18 protein-coding genes are annotated in these 19,384 nt (G+C 59.6%); 9 read left to right on the top strand and 9 right to left on the bottom strand.

What is annotated here, in order from left to right:
* Window positions 1-18 precede the first annotated feature (18 nt).
* Both AC5SEO_RS20015 and hspQ read left to right on the top strand, forming a co-directional pair.
* Entirely contained in the window at window positions 19-942 is a 924-nt protein-coding gene (locus AC5SEO_RS20015; RefSeq protein WP_075807527.1) for a DMT family transporter, read from the top strand.
* An 89-nt stretch (window positions 943-1,031) separates the two neighbouring features.
* On the top strand, window positions 1,032-1,361 hold the full coding sequence (gene hspQ, locus AC5SEO_RS20010; RefSeq protein WP_003515726.1) for a heat shock protein HspQ: 330 nt from the start codon (window positions 1,032-1,034) through the stop codon (window positions 1,359-1,361).
* 127 nt (window positions 1,362-1,488) lie between these two features.
* Here hspQ and AC5SEO_RS20005 read toward each other — a convergent pair whose 3' ends face one another.
* Window positions 1,489-2,142 (bottom strand): invasion associated locus B family protein, encoded by a 654-nt coding sequence (locus AC5SEO_RS20005; protein WP_013636323.1) that lies wholly within the window; start codon window positions 2,140-2,142, stop codon window positions 1,489-1,491.
* A gap of 322 nt (window positions 2,143-2,464) precedes the next feature.
* Here AC5SEO_RS20005 and AC5SEO_RS20000 point away from each other — a divergent pair, with 322 nt between their 5' ends.
* Genes AC5SEO_RS20000 through AC5SEO_RS19990 form a run of 3 tightly spaced genes read left to right on the top strand, consistent with a single transcriptional unit; the run spans window position 2,465 to window position 6,005 of the window.
* The gene (locus AC5SEO_RS20000) at window positions 2,465-4,312 is read left to right on the top strand and encodes an extracellular solute-binding protein (RefSeq protein ID WP_112497448.1); all 1,848 of its coding nucleotides are present in this window, start codon (window positions 2,465-2,467) and stop codon (window positions 4,310-4,312) included.
* Window positions 4,313-4,352: 40 nt separating this feature from the next.
* The gene (locus AC5SEO_RS19995) at window positions 4,353-5,021 is read left to right on the top strand and encodes a DsbA family oxidoreductase (RefSeq protein ID WP_003515731.1); all 669 of its coding nucleotides are present in this window, start codon (window positions 4,353-4,355) and stop codon (window positions 5,019-5,021) included.
* A gap of 51 nt (window positions 5,022-5,072) precedes the next feature.
* Window positions 5,073-6,005, top strand: coding sequence for a DMT family transporter (locus tag AC5SEO_RS19990; protein WP_003515734.1), 933 nt, complete (start codon window positions 5,073-5,075; stop codon window positions 6,003-6,005).
* A gap of 57 nt (window positions 6,006-6,062) precedes the next feature.
* Here the strand turns inward: AC5SEO_RS19990 and AC5SEO_RS19985 are convergent, their stop codons facing one another.
* The 3 genes from AC5SEO_RS19985 to AC5SEO_RS19975 all read right to left on the bottom strand — a co-directional run bounded on the left by AC5SEO_RS19985 (window position 6,063) and on the right by AC5SEO_RS19975 (window position 10,589).
* Complete coding sequence (locus tag AC5SEO_RS19985; protein WP_013636325.1) at window positions 6,063-6,407, bottom strand: hypothetical protein; 345 nt, start codon at window positions 6,405-6,407, stop codon at window positions 6,063-6,065.
* Window positions 6,408-6,776: 369 nt separating this feature from the next.
* A complete protein-coding gene (mfd, locus tag AC5SEO_RS19980) occupies window positions 6,777-10,274 on the bottom strand; it encodes a transcription-repair coupling factor (RefSeq protein ID WP_003515737.1) in 3,498 nt (1,165 codons plus the stop codon).
* 3 nt (window positions 10,275-10,277) lie between these two features.
* On the bottom strand, window positions 10,278-10,589 hold the full coding sequence (locus tag AC5SEO_RS19975; RefSeq protein WP_003515739.1) for an FAD assembly factor SdhE: 312 nt from the start codon (window positions 10,587-10,589) through the stop codon (window positions 10,278-10,280).
* Between the two features lie 187 nt (window positions 10,590-10,776).
* Here AC5SEO_RS19975 and recG point away from each other — a divergent pair, with 187 nt between their 5' ends.
* Genes recG through AC5SEO_RS19955 form a run of 4 tightly spaced genes read left to right on the top strand, consistent with a single transcriptional unit; the run spans window position 10,777 to window position 13,859 of the window.
* Complete coding sequence (gene recG, locus AC5SEO_RS19970; RefSeq protein WP_174068404.1) at window positions 10,777-12,882, top strand: ATP-dependent DNA helicase RecG; 2,106 nt, start codon at window positions 10,777-10,779, stop codon at window positions 12,880-12,882.
* 12 nt (window positions 12,883-12,894) lie between these two features.
* Complete coding sequence (locus AC5SEO_RS19965) at window positions 12,895-13,167, top strand: hypothetical protein (protein ID WP_003515743.1); 273 nt, start codon at window positions 12,895-12,897, stop codon at window positions 13,165-13,167.
* Between the two features lie 54 nt (window positions 13,168-13,221).
* Window positions 13,222-13,479 carry a type II toxin-antitoxin system Phd/YefM family antitoxin gene (locus tag AC5SEO_RS19960; RefSeq protein ID WP_003515745.1) on the top strand — a complete coding sequence of 86 codons (258 nt, stop codon included), beginning with the start codon at window positions 13,222-13,224 and terminating at the stop codon, window positions 13,477-13,479.
* Window positions 13,476-13,859: a type II toxin-antitoxin system VapC family toxin gene (locus tag AC5SEO_RS19955; protein WP_112674246.1), complete on the top strand. Its 384-nt coding sequence runs from the start codon at window positions 13,476-13,478 to the stop codon at window positions 13,857-13,859. The genes AC5SEO_RS19960 and AC5SEO_RS19955 overlap by 4 nt, the downstream gene beginning before the upstream one ends.
* 3 nt (window positions 13,860-13,862) lie before the next feature.
* Here the strand turns inward: AC5SEO_RS19955 and AC5SEO_RS19950 are convergent, their stop codons facing one another.
* The 5 genes from AC5SEO_RS19950 to AC5SEO_RS19930 all read right to left on the bottom strand — a co-directional run bounded on the left by AC5SEO_RS19950 (window position 13,863) and on the right by AC5SEO_RS19930 (window position 19,379).
* The gene (locus AC5SEO_RS19950; RefSeq protein ID WP_003515749.1) at window positions 13,863-14,531 is read right to left on the bottom strand and encodes a DUF502 domain-containing protein; all 669 of its coding nucleotides are present in this window, start codon (window positions 14,529-14,531) and stop codon (window positions 13,863-13,865) included.
* Between the two features lie 13 nt (window positions 14,532-14,544).
* Entirely contained in the window at window positions 14,545-15,048 is a 504-nt protein-coding gene (locus AC5SEO_RS19945; RefSeq protein WP_174068405.1) for a GNAT family N-acetyltransferase, read from the bottom strand.
* Window positions 15,045-16,871: a glutamine--fructose-6-phosphate transaminase (isomerizing) gene (gene glmS / locus AC5SEO_RS19940; RefSeq protein ID WP_003515753.1), complete on the bottom strand. Its 1,827-nt coding sequence runs from the start codon at window positions 16,869-16,871 to the stop codon at window positions 15,045-15,047. The genes AC5SEO_RS19945 and glmS overlap by 4 nt, the downstream gene beginning before the upstream one ends.
* A gap of 202 nt (window positions 16,872-17,073) precedes the next feature.
* On the bottom strand, window positions 17,074-18,435 hold the full coding sequence (gene glmU, locus AC5SEO_RS19935) for a bifunctional UDP-N-acetylglucosamine diphosphorylase/glucosamine-1-phosphate N-acetyltransferase GlmU (RefSeq protein ID WP_174068406.1): 1,362 nt from the start codon (window positions 18,433-18,435) through the stop codon (window positions 17,074-17,076).
* A 206-nt stretch (window positions 18,436-18,641) separates the two neighbouring features.
* The gene (locus AC5SEO_RS19930) at window positions 18,642-19,379 is read right to left on the bottom strand and encodes a FadR/GntR family transcriptional regulator (RefSeq protein WP_174068626.1); all 738 of its coding nucleotides are present in this window, start codon (window positions 19,377-19,379) and stop codon (window positions 18,642-18,644) included.
* Window positions 19,380-19,384: the final 5 nt, after the last annotated feature.

Here is a 19,384-nt window from a genome sequence, read left to right as displayed (position 1 = left end):
CCAGCCATGTCGCGAACAATGTCGATCAAGCCAGCCTCTCAGCAAACGCGCCTCACGGACTGGCTCATCTTTCTGGCGGTACCGTTCTTTTTCTCCAGCAACATCATTTTCGGCCGCGGCGTCATCGGAGAGGTCTCGCCCTTCATTGCCGCCTTCATTCGCTGGATCGGATCGAGCCTCATCATCGCTCCGTTCATGATCGCCGACTGGCGGAACTGCCTCGCCTTCGTGCGCCAGAAAACGCTGCTCTGGCTCGTTCTTGGCATTCTCGGCATGGGCGTCTGCGGTGGCGTAGTCTATTGGGGCCTCACAATGACGACGGCTGCCAACGGTACGTTGATCTATACGACTTCGTCGCTATTCATCATCCTGTTCCAGCGCATCTTTCAGGGCCGCCCGATCCGCAGGCTCGAAGTGGCGGGCATGATCATCGCTTTTGCGGGCGTGGCGGCAATCGTGCTCAAGGGCGATATGTCCGCTCTCTGGCAGATGAAATTCAACATTGGCGATTTTGCCATTCTGACGGCAGCGATTGCGTTTGCGGTCTATTCGCTACTATTGCGCGATCCCGCGGCGCGGCAGATGGCCTCGTTCAGCCTTTTCGGCCTCATCGCCTTCTCCGGCGCGCTGGTCCTGCTCCCGCCGGCAGCGGTCGAACTGGCGCATGGTGGCTTGCTGCCGGCCACGGCCATCGCCTGGGCCAAGATCGGCGGCATCATCCTGTTCGCCTCACTGCTTGCCTTTTATTGCTTCACCCATACGGTCCGCGTTTTCGGCCCCGCCACGGCAGGCATCACGCTTTACATGATGCCACCCGTCTCGATTGTCATGGCCACGCTTTTCCTTGGTGAAACGTTTGAAACATATCACGCCATCGGCATCGTGCTGGTTACCGGCGGCGTCGTCATCGCCACCGCACCGATCGGCCGCAGGGTCGCTTAAGAGCATCACGGGAAAAAGGGCCGGATACCGCTAGCCCTTGATATTTCCCATTCCGCACCCAACTATTAGTGGGAAAGGAAGTTCATACCATGAAACAAAGAGACGCAAAATTTACGCTTGGCGAGATCGTGCGCCACAAGGTGTTTCCGTTCCGCGGTGTGGTGATTGACGTGGATCCGGAATATGCCAATACGGAAGAGTGGTGGAACGCCATCCCCGCCGATATTCGCCCGGAGCGCGACCAGCCCTTCTACCATCTTCTGGCGGAAAACGATGAGACGGAATATGTCGCTTACGTTTCCGAACAGAACCTCGTCCACGATGAAAACGAGGCGCCGCTCCGCAACCGCAATATCGAGCGGATGTTCGACAAGGCGCCCAACGGCGAGTGGCGGCCGAAGATGTCGCTGGCGCATTAGCGCACGCCCGATTTGACAACAGTCATAAGGGCGCTGTGCGCTTTTACTGAAGACACGTCGGATCAAAACCGCGCATAAAAAAACCGGCCTGAAAACAGGCCGGTTTCTTCGTGTTCTCGTAAAGAGATCAGGGCTTCGGCGCGCCCTTTGCGGCGTCCTGAGCAGCTTCCAGCTTCTTGCGAGCCTCTTCGGCCTTTTTCTGCATGCCTTCCTGAAGGCTGCGCTGGCTTTCTGCGAGCTGCGACTGGGTGATAGCCGCACCGTCATAAGCGCCGGTAAAGCCGGTAAGCGCGATCTTGATGGGGTTCGGCGCGCGGCGGAAGTTTATCGAGGTGAAGACGATCTCGTTGCCCTTCTTCAGCGACGCAATCATGGCGTCCGTCAGCGGAACTTCGGCCGTGCACTTGTCGGGAAGGCAAACAGCGTAATCGAGCTTCTGACCCTTGCCACCGTCGATCTGCATCATCACACCCGGGGGAATGAGACGCGCGGTCGGAACGGAAACCTGGAGCAGCTTGCGGTTGACCTTGCCCTCGACAGTGATGAGGCCGACGGCAGTGATCATCTGGCCGTTCTGGGCAAGAACCACGTTCTGCACGACGCAGACATCGTTGTCTTCCTGCTTGGAGCAGGTCTTGAACCAGCCGAGCGGCGGAGCGCCAGCGCCCTGATTGGCGGGAGCATCCTGTGCCTGCGAGATGGCCGGAGCGGAAACCGCGCCCAGGGAAAGAACGAGAGCGGACAGAGCTGTCCGGGTGAATGTGTTTGCCTTTTGCATCATAAGAGTTCCGTCTCCTGAATGTCTGCCAGAACAGAACCGCGGGTCCTGCTCGCCGATGGCGGTATCCTTCTGCCCGTTCAACTGTCGTTTAAATGAGGCAAATGCGTGACCCGTCTCTTCCGGCCACCCTGTTACATGCCGTTCGCGGCGATATCCAGCACTTCTTTAACTTTTTCTTGAGGCAACCCAAGATTTCCCGCCCTCGCATGGGTCCAGCCATGGGCTTGTGCTACATATTCGCCAGAATCATAACAAAAAACCAATCATGACGATAACCGACCACGACGACAAAACGGACCGACAGTTGAGACAGGATAGTGACATGCGCAAGCTTGCGGCCCTCATCCCCGCATTGTTTCTTTGGGGAACGGCCCTGCTTTCTCCGGAAATTGCCGTAGCGCAGCCGCTTCACGGCATTTCCATGCACGGCACGCCGGAACTTCCCGCCGACTTCCGGCACTTCCCTTATGTCAATCCGGACGTGAAAAAAGGTGGTCGCATATCATACGGTGTCGTCGGCACCTTCGACAGCCTCAACCCCTTTGTTCTCAAGGGAATGCGCACCACGGCGCGCGGCGTCTGGGACCCTGAATTCGGCAATCTCCTCTACGAGCCGCTGATGCAGCGCTCGAGCGACGAGCCTTTCAGCCTTTACGGCCTGCTTGCGGAAACCGTGGAGTGGGACGAGGAACGCACCTTCACCCAGTTCAACATCAATCCCAAGGCCAAGTGGTCGGATGGCGAGCCGGTGACGCCTGACGATGTTATCTTCACATTCAATCTCCTGAAGGAAAAAGGCCGTCCGCCGTTCAACAGCCGCCTCGACGGCGTGGCGAAGCTGGAAAAGATCGGCGAACACGGCGTCCGCTTCACCTTCAACGACAGGGCGAACCGCGAAACGCCGCTCATTCTCGCCTCTTCCACCCCGATTTTGCCGAAACACGCGATCGATCCGGAAAAATTCGAGCAGGCGGGCCTCGGCGCTGTTGTCGGGTCGGGTCCATACCGAATCAAGACATTGCGGCCGGGTGAACGAATCATCTGGGAGCGAAACCCGGACTATTGGGGCAAGGATATCCCGAGCAAAGTCGGCTTCGAGAATTACGACGAGATCAGCATCACCTATTTCCTTCAGGTCACCACCATGTTCGAGGCCTTCAAGAAAGGCGATATCGACATCTATCCCGAAGGCGACGCCATCAACGGCACCTCCGATACGTCCCATTGGGGCCAGGCCTACAACTTCCCCGCCGTTCATCGCGGCGATATCGTCAAGGATGTGTTCCAGCCACGTCTGCCATCGGGCATGTTCGGCCTTGTCTTCAATACCCGCCGCGCGGTCTTTGCTGACGAAAAGGTGCGCGAGGGCCTGTCCTATGCGCTCGATTTCGAGTGGATGAACAAGAACATTCTCGGCGGCGCCTTCAAGCGTACGCAAAGCTACTGGCAGAACTCCGCGCTCGGTGCCTATGGCAATGCCGCAGATGAGCGCGAACTTGCGCTGCTTGGCGATGCGGCCAAGAGCATGCCGCCGGAACTTCTGGCGGGAACCTATGCCATGCCCACCACCGACGGGACCGGCGCGGACCGCAAGGTCCTGAAGCTCGCCGTCGATAAGCTGAAAGAGGCCGGATACAGCATCAAGAACGGCAGGATGTCCGATGCCAATGGCCGCCAGCTCGCATTCGAAATCATGACGCAGAACCCGGCGCAGGAACGCATAGCGCTTGCCTATCAACGTTCGCTGAACCTGATCGGCGTCGCCATGGGCATCCGCTCCGTTGACGATGGCCAATATCAGGCACGCTCCAACAGCTTCGATTACGACATGATCATCCGGTCCCTGCCCTCATCCCTCTCGCCCGGCGCCGAGCAGCTCAATCGCTGGAGTTCATTGTCGCGGGATGCGCTGGGCAGCTTCAACTATGCGGGTGCGGCCAGCCCCGACATCGACCGCATGATCGAGGCCCTGTTGCAGGCCCGATCCACGGAGGATTTTCAGGCGGCAGTGCGTGGTTATGATCGTCTTCTCGTCGCCGGACACTATGTCATTCCGCTCTACTACATCGGCGCACAATGGATAGCGCGCTGGAAATATATCGACCGCCCGGATATGACCCCGATATCAGGCAATCAGAAACAGACCTGGTGGGATGCGCGGGCGCAATAACCCGCCCCCTTCCCGGTCCAAGACAACGGAAGATGAAGCCATGGAACGCATCGTTATCGACGTCGTATCGGATATGGTCTGCCCCTGGTGCTATCTGGGCAAGGCAAGGCTCGATCTTGCCATTGCCGAGGTGCAGGACGAAATCAGCGTCGACGTGAACTGGCGACCTTACCGGCTCAACCCGGATTACCCGCCTGAAGGCGTTGACCAGAAGGCCGCGCTTGAGGAAAAGCTCGGCAAGGAGCGTCTCGAGCAGGCCCATGCCTCGCTGGTTGAACTCGGCAAACAGGTCGGCATCCACTACGATTTCGATGCAATCAAGATTGGCCCGAACACGCTCGACGCACATCGCCTGTCGCTCTGGGCCCATGCTGAAGGCCGTGACGTTCAGGAGAGGATCGTCACCGCTTTGTTCAAGGCGAATTTCGAGGAAGGCCGCAATATCGGCGATCACGCCGTGCTGACCGATATCGCCGAAAAGGCGGGCATGGACGCCAAGGTGGTAACACGGCTTCTGGCGTCGGATGCAGACAAGGACACGGTGATTGCCGAAATTGACGCGGCGCAGCAAATGGGTGTTTCCGGCGTACCGTTCTTTATCGTTGACCAGAAATACGCCATCAGCGGTGCACAAACGCCTGATGTATTGATTGCTGCACTGCGGGATATTGCAAAAATCAAGGCGGACGAGCATAAGTCGATGAACTGACGGTCGAACACCGGCAGCTTGCCGTAATCGATAAACTGTTGGTGTTTTCCCGTGTCCGACCAGACCCTGAAAGGCATTCTGCTTGCCTTTGCCGCCTTCGCTGCCTACGCCTGGAGCGACGCGAGCGTTAAACTCATAGAAGGCCAGATTTCGCCGATCGAATCGGCCTTCTTCGGCGCCCTGTTCGGCCTCATCGCCCTGCCATTCATCCGCAAGCGCAATGATCGCTGGGTGGATGTGGTGAAGACGACCAACCGGCCTTTATGGATCATCCGATTTTTTGCCGCCGGTACGGGTGCCGTCGGCAGCGTCACCGCTTTCACCCATCTTTCCATGGCCGAAGCCTTCGCGCTGATCTTCCTTCTTCCTTCTTTCGTCACCATCATGTCGGTGGTGTTTTTGAAGGAACAGGTGGGCATCCGCCGCTGGTCTGCGGTCATCATCGGTTTCCTCGGGGTGCTGGTCATCCTGCGGCCGGGTTTCCGTGAACTCGGCATCGGCCATATCGGCGCCATCATCGGTGGCTTCAGCGGCGCACTCAGCATCGTCATCTTCCGCGCCATGGGCCCATCGGAAAAGAACGTCTCGCTGTATGGGGCCGGCGTACTGGGCTGTCTTACCATTAGCGGCATCGCCATGGTGCCGACCTTCATCATGCCGGGCGGCGAACAATGGTTGCTGCTGGCGGGATACGGCCTGCTCGGCGCGCTTGGCAACGTGCTTGTCATGTATGCTGCCCAATATGCGCCCGCCGCCATGATCGGCCCAACGCAATACAGCCAGATGCTCTGGGCCATCCTGTTCGGTTACCTGATCTTCGGCGACCGCATTGATGGCTGGATGTTGATGGGCATCGCCCTGATCGTCGGCTCCGGCCTGCTGACGCTGATCCGCGAGAAGCAGCGAAAAGTGCCGCTTCCCGCCTCCATCGCCGCGACTGACCAGAATGTGGCCGTCGGGATCACGCCGGAAGACGAGCGCTAAAGTCGAAAATGCATGAGAACCAGCGACGCATGTTTGCGTCGCTGGCATGGCATTCGATCAATCACAAACCCTGACCCGATACATGTCGCCCCAGGCGTTCTGTCGCCAGGCCACGTGGCAGCGAGGATAAACCGGCTGGTAAACAACAGGCGGTCCATAAGCTGGCGCGGCGTAGACGGGTGGACCATAGGCCGGTGCATAATAGGCGGGGCCATAAGCGTAACCGGGATGCCTTGCCCCGGCGATGAGCGCTCCGCCAATGATCGTTCCTGCGATCCCGGCGGCAAGGCCGCGGCCGAAATTATTGCGCGCTTCCGCCTGACTGGTGGTGGCAATTGTGGTGCCCGCAATTGTCAAAGCAACCAGACCAGCGGTGGCAAACCTGTTGATGTTGGTCCACATCGTCCTGCTCCTTCAAGACCCGGCGGCTTTACGATCCGCCGCACCGGGTATGAAGGAAAGATTACGCCCGCGAAGACTACCGATATATGTCCGTCTCGTTACATCGCGGTAATTTTCGCTGAAGGCAGTGAGTGGAGTTTCGAGGGATTGGCTAATGGAAATGAGCCGAAGATGGGTGGTTTACCTCCCTCTGCCCTGCCGGGCATCTCCCCGACGGGTGGGGAGATCGATATGCGGCAAGGTTTTGCCTGTATCAACGTTAGAGAATGAAGTGGTGACATCGCGTCTTGCCGATCTCCCTCCTTGTGGGGGAGATGCCCGGCAGGGCAGAGGGGGTAAGCCACACCCACCGCCCCCCAAGGCTTAAATCTACGACCGAGCCAGCTCCGCCAATTGCGTCATGACCATCGCCGCACCCGCCAGCCGTTTTTCCGGCGTCGGCAGATCGCGGTTCAGGAACAGGCTGTGGTCCGGGCGGATTTTCGCCATCGAGCCCTGCTTGCCGATGTAACCGACAAGCGCTGCCGGATTGGGGAATTCCTTGTTGCGGAACTGCACAACCACGCCTTTCGGCCCGGCATCCACCTTCTCGACATTGGCCGTGCGGCAGAGCGACTTGATGTAGACGATCTTGAGCAGATGCTGCACTTCCTTCGGCAATGGGCCGAAACGGTCGATCATTTCTGCGCCGAAACCGTCGATCTCGCCTATATCCGCAAGCTCGCCGAGACGGCGGTAGAGACCCATGCGCAGATGCAGATCCGGCACGTAGTCTTCCGGGATCATCACCGAGGTGCCGACCGAGATTTGCGGCGACCAGCCGCTGTCGCGCACCTCTTCGTCACCCTTCACTTCGGCCACGGCCTCTTCCAGCATCTGCTGGTAAAGCTCGAAACCGACTTCCTTGATGTGGCCGGACTGTTCTTCGCCAAGCAGATTGCCCGCGCCGCGAATATCGAGATCGTGGCTGGCAAGCTGGAAACCGGCGCCGAGTGTGTCGAGCGATTGCAGCACTTTCAGCCGCCGCTCCGCCATCGTCGTCAACACCTTGTTGACCGGCAGGGTGAACAGCGCGAAGGCGCGGACCTTGGAACGACCGACACGGCCACGCAGCTGGTAAAGCTGGGCGAGACCGAACATGTCGGCACGGTGCACGATCAGCGTATTGGCGGTCGGCACGTCGAGGCCGGATTCGACGATGGTGGTCGAAAGCAGCACATCGTATTTGCCGTCATAGAAGGCGTTCATGATGTCTTCGAGTTCACCCGCCGCCATCTGGCCATGCGCCACCGCCACTTTCAGTTCCGGCACATCCGACTGCAGGAATGCATGGATGTCAGCGAGATCGGCAAGGCGCGGGCAGACATAGAAGCTCTGGCCACCGCGATAATGCTCGCGCATCAGCGTTTCACGGATTACCAGCGGATCGAAGGGCGAAATGAAGGTGCGAACCGCCATGCGGTCCACCGGCGGCGTGGTGATGAGCGACAGCTCGCGCACGCCGGTCATGGCCAGCTGCAAGGTGCGCGGAATGGGCGTCGCCGACAGCGTCAGCACATGCACGTCGCTTTTCAGCTCCTTCAGCCGCTCCTTGTGCTTCACACCGAAATGCTGCTCCTCATCGATGATCAGCAGGCCGAGATTGGCGAAGCTGATGCCCGCACCGAGCAGCGCATGGGTGCCGACGACAATGTCGGTCTTTCCATCAGCCACTTCTTTCTTGGTGAGCGCAAGCTCCTTCGAACCCACAAGGCGCGAGGCCTGCTGCACCCGGATCGGCAGACCGCGAAACCGTTCGGAAAAGGTACGGAAATGCTGTCGCGCCAGAAGCGTGGTCGGCACCACCACCGCCACCTGAACGCCATTCATGGCGGCAAGGAAGGCGGCGCGCAAGGCCACTTCGGTCTTGCCGAAACCGACATCGCCGCAGATCAGGCGATCCATCGGCCGCCCGGCACCGAGATCGTCGCGAACAGCGTCGATGGCGTTCAGCTGGTCCTCGGTCTCGTCATAGGGGAAACGGGCGGCAAACTCGTCGTAAAGCCCGTCCGGTGCGATAAGCGCCGGCGCGTGGCGCACCAGACGCGCGGCTGCAATGCGGATAAGCTCGTCGGCCATATCGAGCAGGCGCTTCTTGAGCTTGGCCTTGCGCATCTGCCATGCGCCGCCACCGAGCTTGTCGAGTGTGGCTTCCGCGGCATCAGAACCATAACGCGAGAGAAGATCGATGTTTTCGACCGGTAAGAACAGCTTGGCGTCGTCGGCATAATGCAGTTCCAGACAGGCGCGCGGCGCGCCCGCTGCCTCGATGGTCTGCAAACCGACGAAGCGACCGATGCCGTGTTCGGCGTGAACCACGAGCGAGCCTTCGTCCAGCCCCGCCACTTCCGCGATGAAATCCGCGCCGCGCTTGCGGCGCTTGGAACGGCGCACCATGCGGTCGCCAAGAATATCCTGCTCGCCGATGATTGCGAGCGTTCCGGTCTCAAACCCGGCTTCGAGGCTCAGCACCGCCGAAGCCGCCTCACCCTTGCCGAGTTTCTCCACCTCTTTCAGCGATGTCACCGGCTTGATCTTTTCAAGCCCGTGTTCGTTCAAGACCTGCAACAGCCGGTCGAGCGAACCTTCCGACCAGCCGGTGATCAAAACCTTCCAGCCCTTGGCCCGGCGCTCGGCAATGTGCTTTACCGCCAGATCGAAAACATTGACCCGCTCTTCGCTGTCGCCTTCCGTCGGTGGACGTGCCCAGCGCGGACCAACATGGGCATCAAGCGTCGCGACCGGGCGACCTTCGCTATCGTGTTCGTTGAAGGGCGTCAGCCGCACCGCATTGACGCTTGCAAGCGCCGCCTCGAAGCTCTTGCCGTCGAGATAGATTTGCCCAGGCGATACCGGCTTGTAAGGCGCGCCCTGCGTCGAGCCCTTGGTCTCGCCGGAAGCCCGCCGCGCGTCGTAATAATCGAGGACCAGCTTGGAGCGTTCCTTCGCCGCCTCCCGCGCCGTATGGTCGGTGACGATACGGAAACCGCTGAGATAATCGAAGGCGGTTTCCAGCTCTTCGTAAAACAGAGGCAGCCAGTGCTCCATGCCGGCATAACGGCGACCTTCGGAGACGGCCTGATAAAGCGCATCGTCGCGCGTCGCCGCACCGAATAGCGACAGGTAATTCTTTCGGAACCGGCCGATCGTATCCGGCGTCAGCGTCACTTCGCTCATCGGATTGAGATCAAGCGAGCGCGCCTGTGCGATGGTGCGCTGGCTGGCCGGATCGAAGGTGCGGATGCTTTCCAGCGTATCGCCGAAGAAATCGAGCCGCACCGGCTCTTCGGTGCCCGGCACGAAGACATCGAGAATGCCGCCGCGCACGGCGAATTCACCCACTTCACGCACCGTCGCCACCCGGTCGAAACCGTTGCGCTCCAGCCGCGCGGCGATGTCCTCCATGCGGATCTGGTTGCCGGGCTTGGCCGAAAAGCCCAGGCTCTCGATAACGTCGCGCGGCGCCATCTTCTGCAGCATGGCGTTGACGGTGACGAGAACGATGGCCGGATGCGGTTTCTTGGCGTGATTGATGAGGCCGGCAAGTGCCGCGAGCCGGCGCGCCGAGGTGTCAGCACTCGGTGACACGCGATCATAAGGCAGACAATCCCAGGCCGGCAGCGTCAACACCGGAATATCCGGCGCGACAAAACCAAGAATCTGTTCGAGATCGGCGACCCGCTGGCCGTCCGACATCACGTAAGCCACCGATGTTCCCGCCCGCGCCATATCGGCGAGCAGCAGGGCTTCCATGCCGGAGGGCACGTTTCCGATGGTCAGCGGCGTATCGGCCGACGCCACCAGCTTTGCATCGAATCCGGCTATCATGTTTCAGGCCTTCAGGGTTTCGGCTGTGACGAGATCGAAATCGGGACGGTAAGAGGCGATCTTCTCGAACAACGGGGTCTGGAATTTTTCCGGCACCGGCAGGGCACCCGTCACCATCTTGACGAGGTCGTTATCCTCTTCCGCCATGATGATTTCCAGCTCGTCGAGCTGATCGTCGGAAAGCCCGGCAATATTGTCTTCCGCAAATTGCCCGAGCACCAGATCCATCTCGCGAATGCCCCGGTGCCAGCAGCGGTAAAGTATCCGCCTGCGCCTCGGATCGAGGTCGGCGCTCGTGCGCACCAGTCCAGTCATCGCATTCACCTTTCGGTTGGCTATTCAACAGGATGTTGATTGCGCCCTCCTATAGAACAGGAGGCGAACGCTTGGAACCGGTTTTTATCGAAATAATGCCACGGCGGCTAAAATCTGCCGGTGATAAACAGCCTTTGTCGGGCGCCACGTCTTGCATAACGCGTCCCCTTCCCCGATTTTGCTGAGCATGCGTCCCGCCATTCTCGATCCGCTATTTGCTTCCGTCTCCACCCTTGCCGGTGTGGGGCCGAAGCTTGCCGACCTTCTGGCCAAACTGCTGAGCCGGGAAAATGCCAACGACACCCGCGTGATCGATCTTCTGTTCCACGCGCCATCAAACGTCATCGACCGGCGCAACCGCCCGGGCATCGCGCTTGCCGCTCCCGGCGCCATTGTCACCATTCAGGGACGTGTCGACCGGCATCAGCCAGCTCCACCAGGCAATCGTTCCGCGCCCTACCGTGTTTTCCTGCATGACGAGACCGGGGAACTGGCGCTCACCTTCTTCCGCGCCAAGGGAGACTGGCTTTCCAAGGCCTTGCCCGTCGATGAAGAGGTTCTCGTCAGCGGCAAGGTGGACTGGTTCAACGGCCGCGCCTCCATGGTGCATCCGGATTTCATGGTGAAACTCTCCGAGGCCGAGAACCTGCCGCTGGTCGAAGCCGTTTATCCGATGACAGCCGGGCTGTCTCCGAAGGTGCTGCGGCGGGCAATTGAAGGCGGACTTTCGAAACTGCCGGTCTTTCCCGAATGGATCGACGAAACGCTGAAGACCCGGCAGGGGTTCGGCGACGTGGCATCGAGCTTCCGTGAGTTGCACGACCCACGCGACAGCGCCGATATAGAGCCACAGGCCCCGGCGCGCCGACGGCTTGCCTATGACGAATTCCTCGCCGGACAATTATCGCTGGCGCTGGTGCGGCAAAGACTGCGCAAGGTCGCGGGCCAGCCGATCCGCGCCAAGGGGGACATTGCTGCAAAAATCCTGTCGCAACTACCCTTCTCCCTGACGCCGAGCCAGAATGCCTCGGTGAAAGATATCCTGACCGATATGGCCAGCGAGGACCGTATGTTGCGGCTGTTGCAGGGCGATGTCGGCGCGGGCAAGACGCTGGTGGCGCTGATGGCTATGGCAACCGCCGTCGAGGCCGGAGGACAGGCGGTGTTGATGGCCCCGACCGAAATTCTTGCCCGGCAGCATTTCGCCACCATCTCCAAACTCGCCGATGCCGCGGGCATCACGGTTGAGGTGCTGACCGGCCGCACCAAGGGCAAGGAGCGTCGCGAGATCGAAGAACGCGTGGCCTCCGGTGAGGCACAGATCGTCATCGGCACCCACGCGCTGTTCCAGGACAGCGTGAGTTACGAGAACCTCGTGCTGGCCGTGGTGGATGAGCAGCACCGTTTCGGCGTACACCAGCGCCTGCGTCTCACCGCCAAGGGCATCACGCCGCATATGCTTGTTATGACCGCCACGCCCATTCCGCGCACGCTGGTGCTGGCCGCCTTCGGCGACATGGATGTATCAAAACTCACCGAAAAACCGGCTGGCCGAAAACCCATCCAGACCGTGACAATCCCCACAGAGCGCATCGGCGACATCGTCGAGCGGCTGCGCGCCGCGCTGAAGGAGGGCAAGAAGGCCTACTGGATCTGCCCGCTGGTGGAGGAGACGGAAGAGTCCGACCTGATGTCGGCGGAAGAACGACATGCGGTTCTCTCGCAGATGCTCGGTGTCAATATCGGTCTCATCCATGGGCGCATGAGCGGCCCGGAGAAGGACGCCGCCATGCTGGCTTTCAAGAACGGCGAAACCCGGCTGCTGGTGGCAACGACAGTGGTGGAAGTGGGTGTCGACGTTCCGGACGCCACGATCATGGTCATCGAACATGCCGAACGTTTCGGCCTGGCCCAGCTTCACCAGCTGCGTGGCCGGGTTGGACGCGGTGACGAGGCCTCCACCTGCATCCTGCTCTACAAGGGGCCGCTCAGCGAAAACGGCCGCGCCCGACTTTCCATCCTGCGCGACAGCGAGGACGGCTTCCTGATTGCGGAAGAGGATTTGAAGCTGCGCGGCGAAGGCGAACTCCTCGGCACCCGCCAGTCCGGCACCCCGGGCTTCCGCATCGCCAGCCTCGAAGCCCATGCCGATCTCCTGGAAATCGCCCGCAAGGACGCCGCCTATGTCATCGAGCGCGACCCCGAACTGACCGGCCCGCGCGGCGAAAGCCTGCGCACCCTGCTCTATCTGCACCGCCGCGACGAAGCTATCCGCTTCCTGCACGCCGGCTGAAAGTGAACCGCCATGAACATGATCGACCCACGCCGCCCACCGCCCGCCTTCAGAAAGGGCTACGCGCTCTGCTCGCCGCAAAACATCCTGCAACCCGACACCTTCGCCAAAAGCCAGAAGAAAGCGATCGGCAAGGCCTTCAAAAAGCCCGGCCGCAAGAAGGCATGGACAGAGGCACTGGAACAGGGCTGGAGCGTGCGGCTGGTCTATATGCGGCTTTTCGTCCCCGTGTTCCATGCGACCACGACGGGAACAGAGGTGGATGATCTCGATGACGAGGATTGATTTGGTCCATTCAATAGACTAATCTAAAGCGAGATTTAACGCTTAAGGATAGCCATGCAGATATCCGTAACTGATGCAAAAGGCCAACTGACAGAATTGGTACGACGCGCCGAGGCCGGGGACGAAATCATTCTCACCCGGCATGGTCATGCAGCAGTGCGGCTGGTTCCAGTGGTTGTTGTGGCGGATAAAAAATCCCGCAGGGCCGTGCTTGATAAAGTGCGCGCGGCCGTCGCGACCAAGAGCGACGATGGCCCGGATGCCGCGCATAGTCAGGATTTCCTTTACGACGAGCACGGCCTTCCAAAATGATGGTCATCGATACATCTGCTCTGCTTGCAATCCTGCTTGATGAACCCACAGCAGATGCATGTGCCATGGCTCTCGATACGGATGAACCATTGCTGATATCCGCCGGTACGCTTGCCGAAGCTGTTATCGTAGCGCAAAGACGTGGCCGCAGCCGGGAACTCGAGATGCTGATCGAAGGGCTGAGCGTCGAAATCAAACCCGTTACTGCTAAATCAATCCGTGGCATTTCGGAAGCCTATCGCGTCTGGGGAAAGGGTATTCACCCCGCCGGGCTGAATTTCGGAGATTGTTTTGCCTATGAGCTGGCAAAAGCTGAAGGCTGCCCTTTGCTTTATGTCGGCAACGACTTTTCGCAAACAGATATCAGCGGCCTCCTGTAACGCTCAAACCGGCGCAATCATTTTCGGCGGCGTGAAATCCGGAGCCACCAGTCCACCTGAAATCAGCAGTTTCGCCGCGTCTTCCGGTGTCATGTCCAGCATCACGATCTTGTCCTTCGGCACGAACAGCAGGAAACCCGCCGTCGGCACCGGAGTCGGTGGCAGGAAGACGGCAACCATCTCCTGGCCCATCTCGTTGAAGCGATGGGCAAGCTCTCCCTTGACCTCCGAGGATACGAATACCATCGCCCAGGTGCCGGGTGACGGAAACTCGATCAGGCCGACCTTCTTGAAAGAGTTCGAATGCTCTTTCAGGACGGATTCGAACAGCTGCTTGATGCTCTTGTAGATCGGCCGCACCAGCGGCATGCGGTTGAGAACGGATTCGCCGACGCCGACGATCCATTTGCCAATGAGGTTGTTGCCGAGAAAGCCGATGAGCGTGATGCCGATGACGGCGATCAGCAGGCCGAAGCCGGGGATCGCCACATCGAAATATTGCTCGGGATCGTAACGGGCGGGAATATATGGCTTAACCCAGCTATCCGCCCATTGCAGGAAGCTCCATACCAGCCACATGGTGATGGTGACGGGCGCTAGGATGAGGACGCCCGTGAGGAAGCTGTTGCGCAGACGGGCTGCGAATGAAATTTTGACTGGAATATCGGTCATTTACCGTTCGGAATTAAGCGTTGTCGCTATCGAAACCCGGATGAAAACCGACAATGCCGGATGGAGTTCCGCCATGCAAGCGAAGAACTGTGAAATATTCGTCAGGAATCCCCTTGCCGCTCAGGCCCTCAACATGGCGAAAACCGAAGCGGCCGTAATAGTCCGGATCGCCAGCGACAACTGCGCCAGAAGCACTCAGACGGTCCAACGCGGCAAGCCCTTCCCGAACCAGCCCTGAGCCAACACCCTGCCTTTGCCGGTCCGGCGCCACCGATAAGGGCGCAAGACAGAACCAGCCGGTCTCGCCGCCCGACAGTGTTACCGGTGAAAAACCGATATGGCCGATGATGCCTTCGCTGTCCTCGGCAACCATAGAAACAGTCAGCGCACCGGCCTTGCGAAGCCGTTCGATGATCACATGTTCTGTCTTGTCGCTGTAGTCGACGTTACGGAAGGCATCTTCCGTAACGCGAGTAATCGCCTCTTCATCACCTTGCCGCTCCGGCCGGATGATCATTCCACCGTCACCGATTTCGCCAGATTGCGTGGCTGGTCCACATCCGTGCCCATGAAGACGGCGGTGTGATAGGCCAGCAGCTGGATCGGCAGCGAGAAGACCATCGGCGCGATCAGCTCGTCGACATTGGGCAACGTGATCGTCGCCATGGTGTCGAGCTTGGACGCAGCGGCGCCCTTCTCGTCGGTGATGAAGATGATGCGGCCGCCGCGCGCGGCCACTTCCTGCATGTTCGAAACGGTCTTTTCAAAGAAGCGGTCATGCGGCGCGATGACGATGACAGGCATGTTCTCGTCGATCAGTGCGATTGGCCCATGCTTCAGCTCGCCGGCTGCATATCCTTCGGCGTGGATATAGGAAATTTCCTTGAGCTTCAGTGCGCCTTCCAGCGCCAGCGGGAAGCTGGTGCCGCGGCCGAGATAAAGTACATCCTTGAAGCGCGACAGATCGCGCGAGAGCGCCTCGATCTGCGGCTGGATGAGGTTCAGCACCTTGCTCATGATGCGCGGCATCTCGATAAGCTGCTGCACCAGCTCCTTTTCCTCGCCCGGCTTAAGCGTACCGCGCGCCTTGCCCGCGGCAACCGCGAGCGAAGCGAGCACGGCAAGCTGGCAGGTGAAGGCCTTGGTGGAGGCCACGCCGATTTCCGGGCCGGCGAGGATCGGAAAGATCGCATCCGATTCGCGCGCCATGGTCGATTCGCGTGTATTGACCACCGCGCCGATCTTCAGTCCCTCTTGCTGGCAGTAACGCAAGGCCGCCAGCGTATCGGCGGTTTCGCCCGATTGCGAAATGAACAGCGCGGCCTGCGTGGGAACGAGCGGGATCTCGCGGTAACGGAATTCCGATGCGACATCGATTTCCACCGGCAGGCGCGCGTAACGTTCGAACCAGTATTTGCCGATCAGGCCGGAAAGATAGGCCGTGCCGCAGGCAGAAATGGCAAGGCCGGAAAGCCTGGCGAAATCGATCGCCTTATCGGCATCCTTCACGGTTTTGGAGGCGAAATCCACATAGTGGCTGAGCGCATGGGAAATGACTTCCGGCTGCTCATAGATTTCCTTTTCCATGAAATGGCGGTGGTTGCCCTTGTCGACCACGAAAGCCGTCGCCTGCGAAATCTGGCGCTCGCGTTTCACCGGCTTGCCGGAGAAATCGATGATTTCCGCACCGTCACGGGTCACGATGGCGCAGTCGCCATCGACCAGATAGGTGATCTCATTGGTGAAAGGCGAAAGCGCGATCGCGTCGGACCCCAGGAACATCTCGCCCCTGCCGTAACCGACGGCAAGCGGCGGGCCGGAGCGCGCCGAAAGCAGCGTATTGGGATCGTCCTGAAACATCACCACCAACGCATAGGCACCGGTCACGTGGTTCAGCATCTTCAGCATCGCCTCGCGATGGCCAAGCCCTTCGCGGGTGTATTTTGCCAGAAGCTGCGCCACCACTTCGGTGTCGGTCTGGGTGGTGAAGGTTGCACCCTCGGCGCTCAGTTCCTCGCGCAATTCGGAGAAGTTTTCGATGATGCCGTTATGAACGACGGCAACGCCTTCGACGAAATGCGGGTGGGCGTTGGTTTCGTTCGGCACGCCGTGCGTCGCCCAGCGCGTATGCGCGATGCCGACGACACCTGGCAGCGGCTTTTCAGAGACCAGCTTTTCCAGATTGAACAGCTTGCCTTCTGCCCGGCGACGGTCCATCGCGCCATTGTCGATGGTGGCGACACCCGCCGAATCGTAACCGCGATATTCGAGGCGCTTCAGCGCATCGACAAGCCGTTCAGCAACGGGCTGCGTTCCGACAATTCCGACAATTCCGCACATATATTTCTCCAGACGGCGATCTCTTCACCGAAACTTCCAGAGTATTTCCGCCTTCCCTGAATGCGAAAATACACCACCTTTTTGTTCTGACGCATTTCCGGACGTAAAACCGCTGCGCACCTTTACTGGAAATGCTTTAACCGTTTCTCTGAAATCGGCAATTATCCCGCCGGTCACTTTCAGTATCGCTCGGTAACGTCATCTAAGAGGATTTTTTCTTCGCTTCCTTCAGCGCTTTCGCCCGCTCGCGCAAGGCGACCGCCCTGCCCGGTTTCACCTCCTGGCGCGCGCGCCCGAAAGCCAGCGCATCGGCAGGCACGTCATCGGTAATCACGCTGCCGGAGGCGATATAGGCCCGCTCTCCAATGGAGACGGGAGCAACCAGCGACGAATTCGAGCCGATGAAGCTGTTGGCTCCGATCCGCGTTTCGGACTTGTTGTAACCGTCATAATTGCAGGTGATGGCACCCGCACCGATATTGCTGCCTGCACCCACGAAAGCATCGCCGATATAGGTCAAATGGTTGACCTTTGCGCCCTCGCCGATCTCGGCCTTCTTGACCTCACAGAAATTGCCGACCTTGGCATTGGCATGCAGGTTTGCACCCGGACGCAACCGCGCAAAGGGACCGACAACCGCACCCTGGGCCAGATAGGCCCCTTCCAGATGCGAAAATGCATGAATGATCGCACCCGGCTCGATCGTCACGCCGGGACCGAAAACGACGTTGGGTTCGATCAGGACATCCTGACCGATCTTCGTATCAAAGGAAAGGAATACTGTCTCAGGCGCGATCATCGAAACGCCGTCGACCATCAATTCGTGACGGCGGCGCTCCTGCCAGAGCCTCTCGATGAAGGCGAGTTCGGCGCGGTTGTTGCAGCCGGTCAATTCCTTTTCCGGTGCATCGATGGCGATGGCGCGGCGGCCGAGAGAACGGGCGATCTCGACGATGTCAGTCAGATAATATTCGCCCTTCACATTGCTGTTGCCGATCCGATCCAGCAGATCCAGCGCATTGCGGCCATTGATGGCCATCAATCCGCTGTTGCACCAGGTGACCTTGCGCTCCTCGTCGGTAGCGTCCTTTTCCTCGCGGATCGCGACCAGCTCGCCATTCTCGACCAGAAGCCGCCCGTAACCCGTGGGACGGTCAGTATGGAACCCGATAACGGCGACATCGGCACCGTCGGCAATCGCCTCGCGCGCCCTGTCGAGCGTGGCTGAGGTGATGAGCGGCACATCGCCATAAGCGACGATGACATCGTCAAAACCGCGTTCGATCGCCTCGCGTGCGGCAAGAACCGCATGACCGGTGCCCTTGCGTTCCTTTTGCAGGAAAGCCTCGACCTGCAGGCCCTTGAGACTTGCCGCAGCAGCGACATTGTTGGCATCGCGCCCGACCACCAGCGCCACCGCGCCGACGCCCGCTCCAGCAACAGCCTCCACCACATGCCCGATCATCGGGCGTCCAGCGACCGGATGAAGCACCTTGGACTTCGAAGACTTCATGCGCGTGCTGTCGCCCGCTGCGAGAATAACGGCTAGAGAGCTGCGCTCCATAAGACCTCCAACACCCCGTCACCGGCCACAGGCGGCCCGGACAGGGGCAATGTTTGACTTTACGCCGGCCGGCACTGCGGACGGGCGTATGGGTGATTTCTTTCCGGCACTGCTATAACGGCGCCCCACTTAAGAAACCATGCAAATCTCCACCAAATTTCCACGCCGATTTTCATCAAACGTGATCAGCGGCAGGCTGACATGATCTATGAGCGGGAGTTACGGGCCGTGAATTCGAGTATCTGCTGACGGCCGTTTTCAATCAGCCTTTCCATCTCGCGCCGGGCTGCCCCCTCATCGCGCAGGCGAAACGCTTCAACGAGTCGCAGGTGAGAGGCAGACACGTCGGAAATCTCGTTGGGATCGGCTTCCGGGTTGCTCATCCGGAAAATGCCCGCCAGCGCCGCCTTTATCAGCGAACCGACGGTGCGCATGAACGGGTTCCCGGACATTTCGGTGATGAGGACGTGGAAATTCATATCCGCAAGCGCGCGCTTTTCCTTGGAATAAGCCGTGTTGCCCATCTCGTTGGCGTAAGCGACAAGCCTTGCGATATCGGCGTCTTTTGCCCTGGCGGCAGCAAGACCCGCGCCATAGGGTTCGAACGCCTGGCGGATATCGTAGAGATGCAGCAGGAATTCCTCGCTGACACCAGCCTCGAAGTGCCAGAGCAGCACCTCGCTGTCGAACATGTTCCAGCTTTCGCGCTCCGTCACACGGGTACCGATGCGCGCCTTGGGGGAGATCATTCCCTTGGCGGTGAGCGTCTTCATCGCCTCGCGAAGCACCGTTCGAGAGACTTTCAGCCGCTCCATCAGCTCGGCATCGCCCGGCAGGATGTCACCCGTCTTGAAAACTCCGGACACGATATCGAGACCGAGCTTGTGAACGACCTGAGCATGATTTGTCCGCAACTTTCGAAAACCGATCGCCGCATCGAGCATTCCGC

Source organism: Agrobacterium sp. K11 (assembly GCF_059429395.1).
The sequence above is the reverse complement of the archived record's forward strand: the minus strand, read 5'-3'. Positions and strand labels throughout refer to the sequence as shown.

What these genes read in the sequence shown, in the direction of transcription:
- AC5SEO_RS19995 (WP_003515731.1), top strand. Translation starts at nt 4,353, where the DNA reads ATGGAACGCATCGTTATCGACGTCGTATCGGATATGGTCTGCCCCTGG.
- AC5SEO_RS19985 (WP_013636325.1), bottom strand. Translation starts at nt 6,407, where the DNA reads ATGTGGACCAACATCAACAGGTTTGCCACCGCTGGTCTGGTTGCTTTG.
- AC5SEO_RS19965 (WP_003515743.1), top strand. Translation starts at nt 12,895, where the DNA reads ATGAACATGATCGACCCACGCCGCCCACCGCCCGCCTTCAGAAAGGGC.
- glmS (WP_003515753.1), bottom strand. Translation starts at nt 16,871, where the DNA reads ATGTGCGGAATTGTCGGAATTGTCGGAACGCAGCCCGTTGCTGAACGG.
- AC5SEO_RS19955 (WP_112674246.1), top strand. Translation starts at nt 13,476, where the DNA reads ATGATGGTCATCGATACATCTGCTCTGCTTGCAATCCTGCTTGATGAA.
- AC5SEO_RS19945 (WP_174068405.1), bottom strand. Translation starts at nt 15,048, where the DNA reads ATGATCATCCGGCCGGAGCGGCAAGGTGATGAAGAGGCGATTACTCGC.
- AC5SEO_RS19930 (WP_174068626.1), bottom strand. Translation starts at nt 19,379, where the DNA reads ATGCTCGATGCGGCGATCGGTTTTCGAAAGTTGCGGACAAATCATGCT.
- recG (WP_174068404.1), top strand. Translation starts at nt 10,777, where the DNA reads ATGCGTCCCGCCATTCTCGATCCGCTATTTGCTTCCGTCTCCACCCTT.
- AC5SEO_RS19975 (WP_003515739.1), bottom strand. Translation starts at nt 10,589, where the DNA reads ATGACTGGACTGGTGCGCACGAGCGCCGACCTCGATCCGAGGCGCAGG.
- AC5SEO_RS20015 (WP_075807527.1), top strand. Translation starts at nt 19, where the DNA reads ATGTCGATCAAGCCAGCCTCTCAGCAAACGCGCCTCACGGACTGGCTC.
- AC5SEO_RS20000 (WP_112497448.1), top strand. Translation starts at nt 2,465, where the DNA reads ATGCGCAAGCTTGCGGCCCTCATCCCCGCATTGTTTCTTTGGGGAACG.
- mfd (WP_003515737.1), bottom strand. Translation starts at nt 10,274, where the DNA reads ATGATAGCCGGATTCGATGCAAAGCTGGTGGCGTCGGCCGATACGCCG.
- AC5SEO_RS19960 (WP_003515745.1), top strand. Translation starts at nt 13,222, where the DNA reads ATGCAGATATCCGTAACTGATGCAAAAGGCCAACTGACAGAATTGGTA.
- glmU (WP_174068406.1), bottom strand. Translation starts at nt 18,435, where the DNA reads ATGGAGCGCAGCTCTCTAGCCGTTATTCTCGCAGCGGGCGACAGCACG.
- AC5SEO_RS20005 (WP_013636323.1), bottom strand. Translation starts at nt 2,142, where the DNA reads ATGATGCAAAAGGCAAACACATTCACCCGGACAGCTCTGTCCGCTCTC.
- AC5SEO_RS19950 (WP_003515749.1), bottom strand. Translation starts at nt 14,531, where the DNA reads ATGACCGATATTCCAGTCAAAATTTCATTCGCAGCCCGTCTGCGCAAC.
- hspQ (WP_003515726.1), top strand. Translation starts at nt 1,032, where the DNA reads ATGAAACAAAGAGACGCAAAATTTACGCTTGGCGAGATCGTGCGCCAC.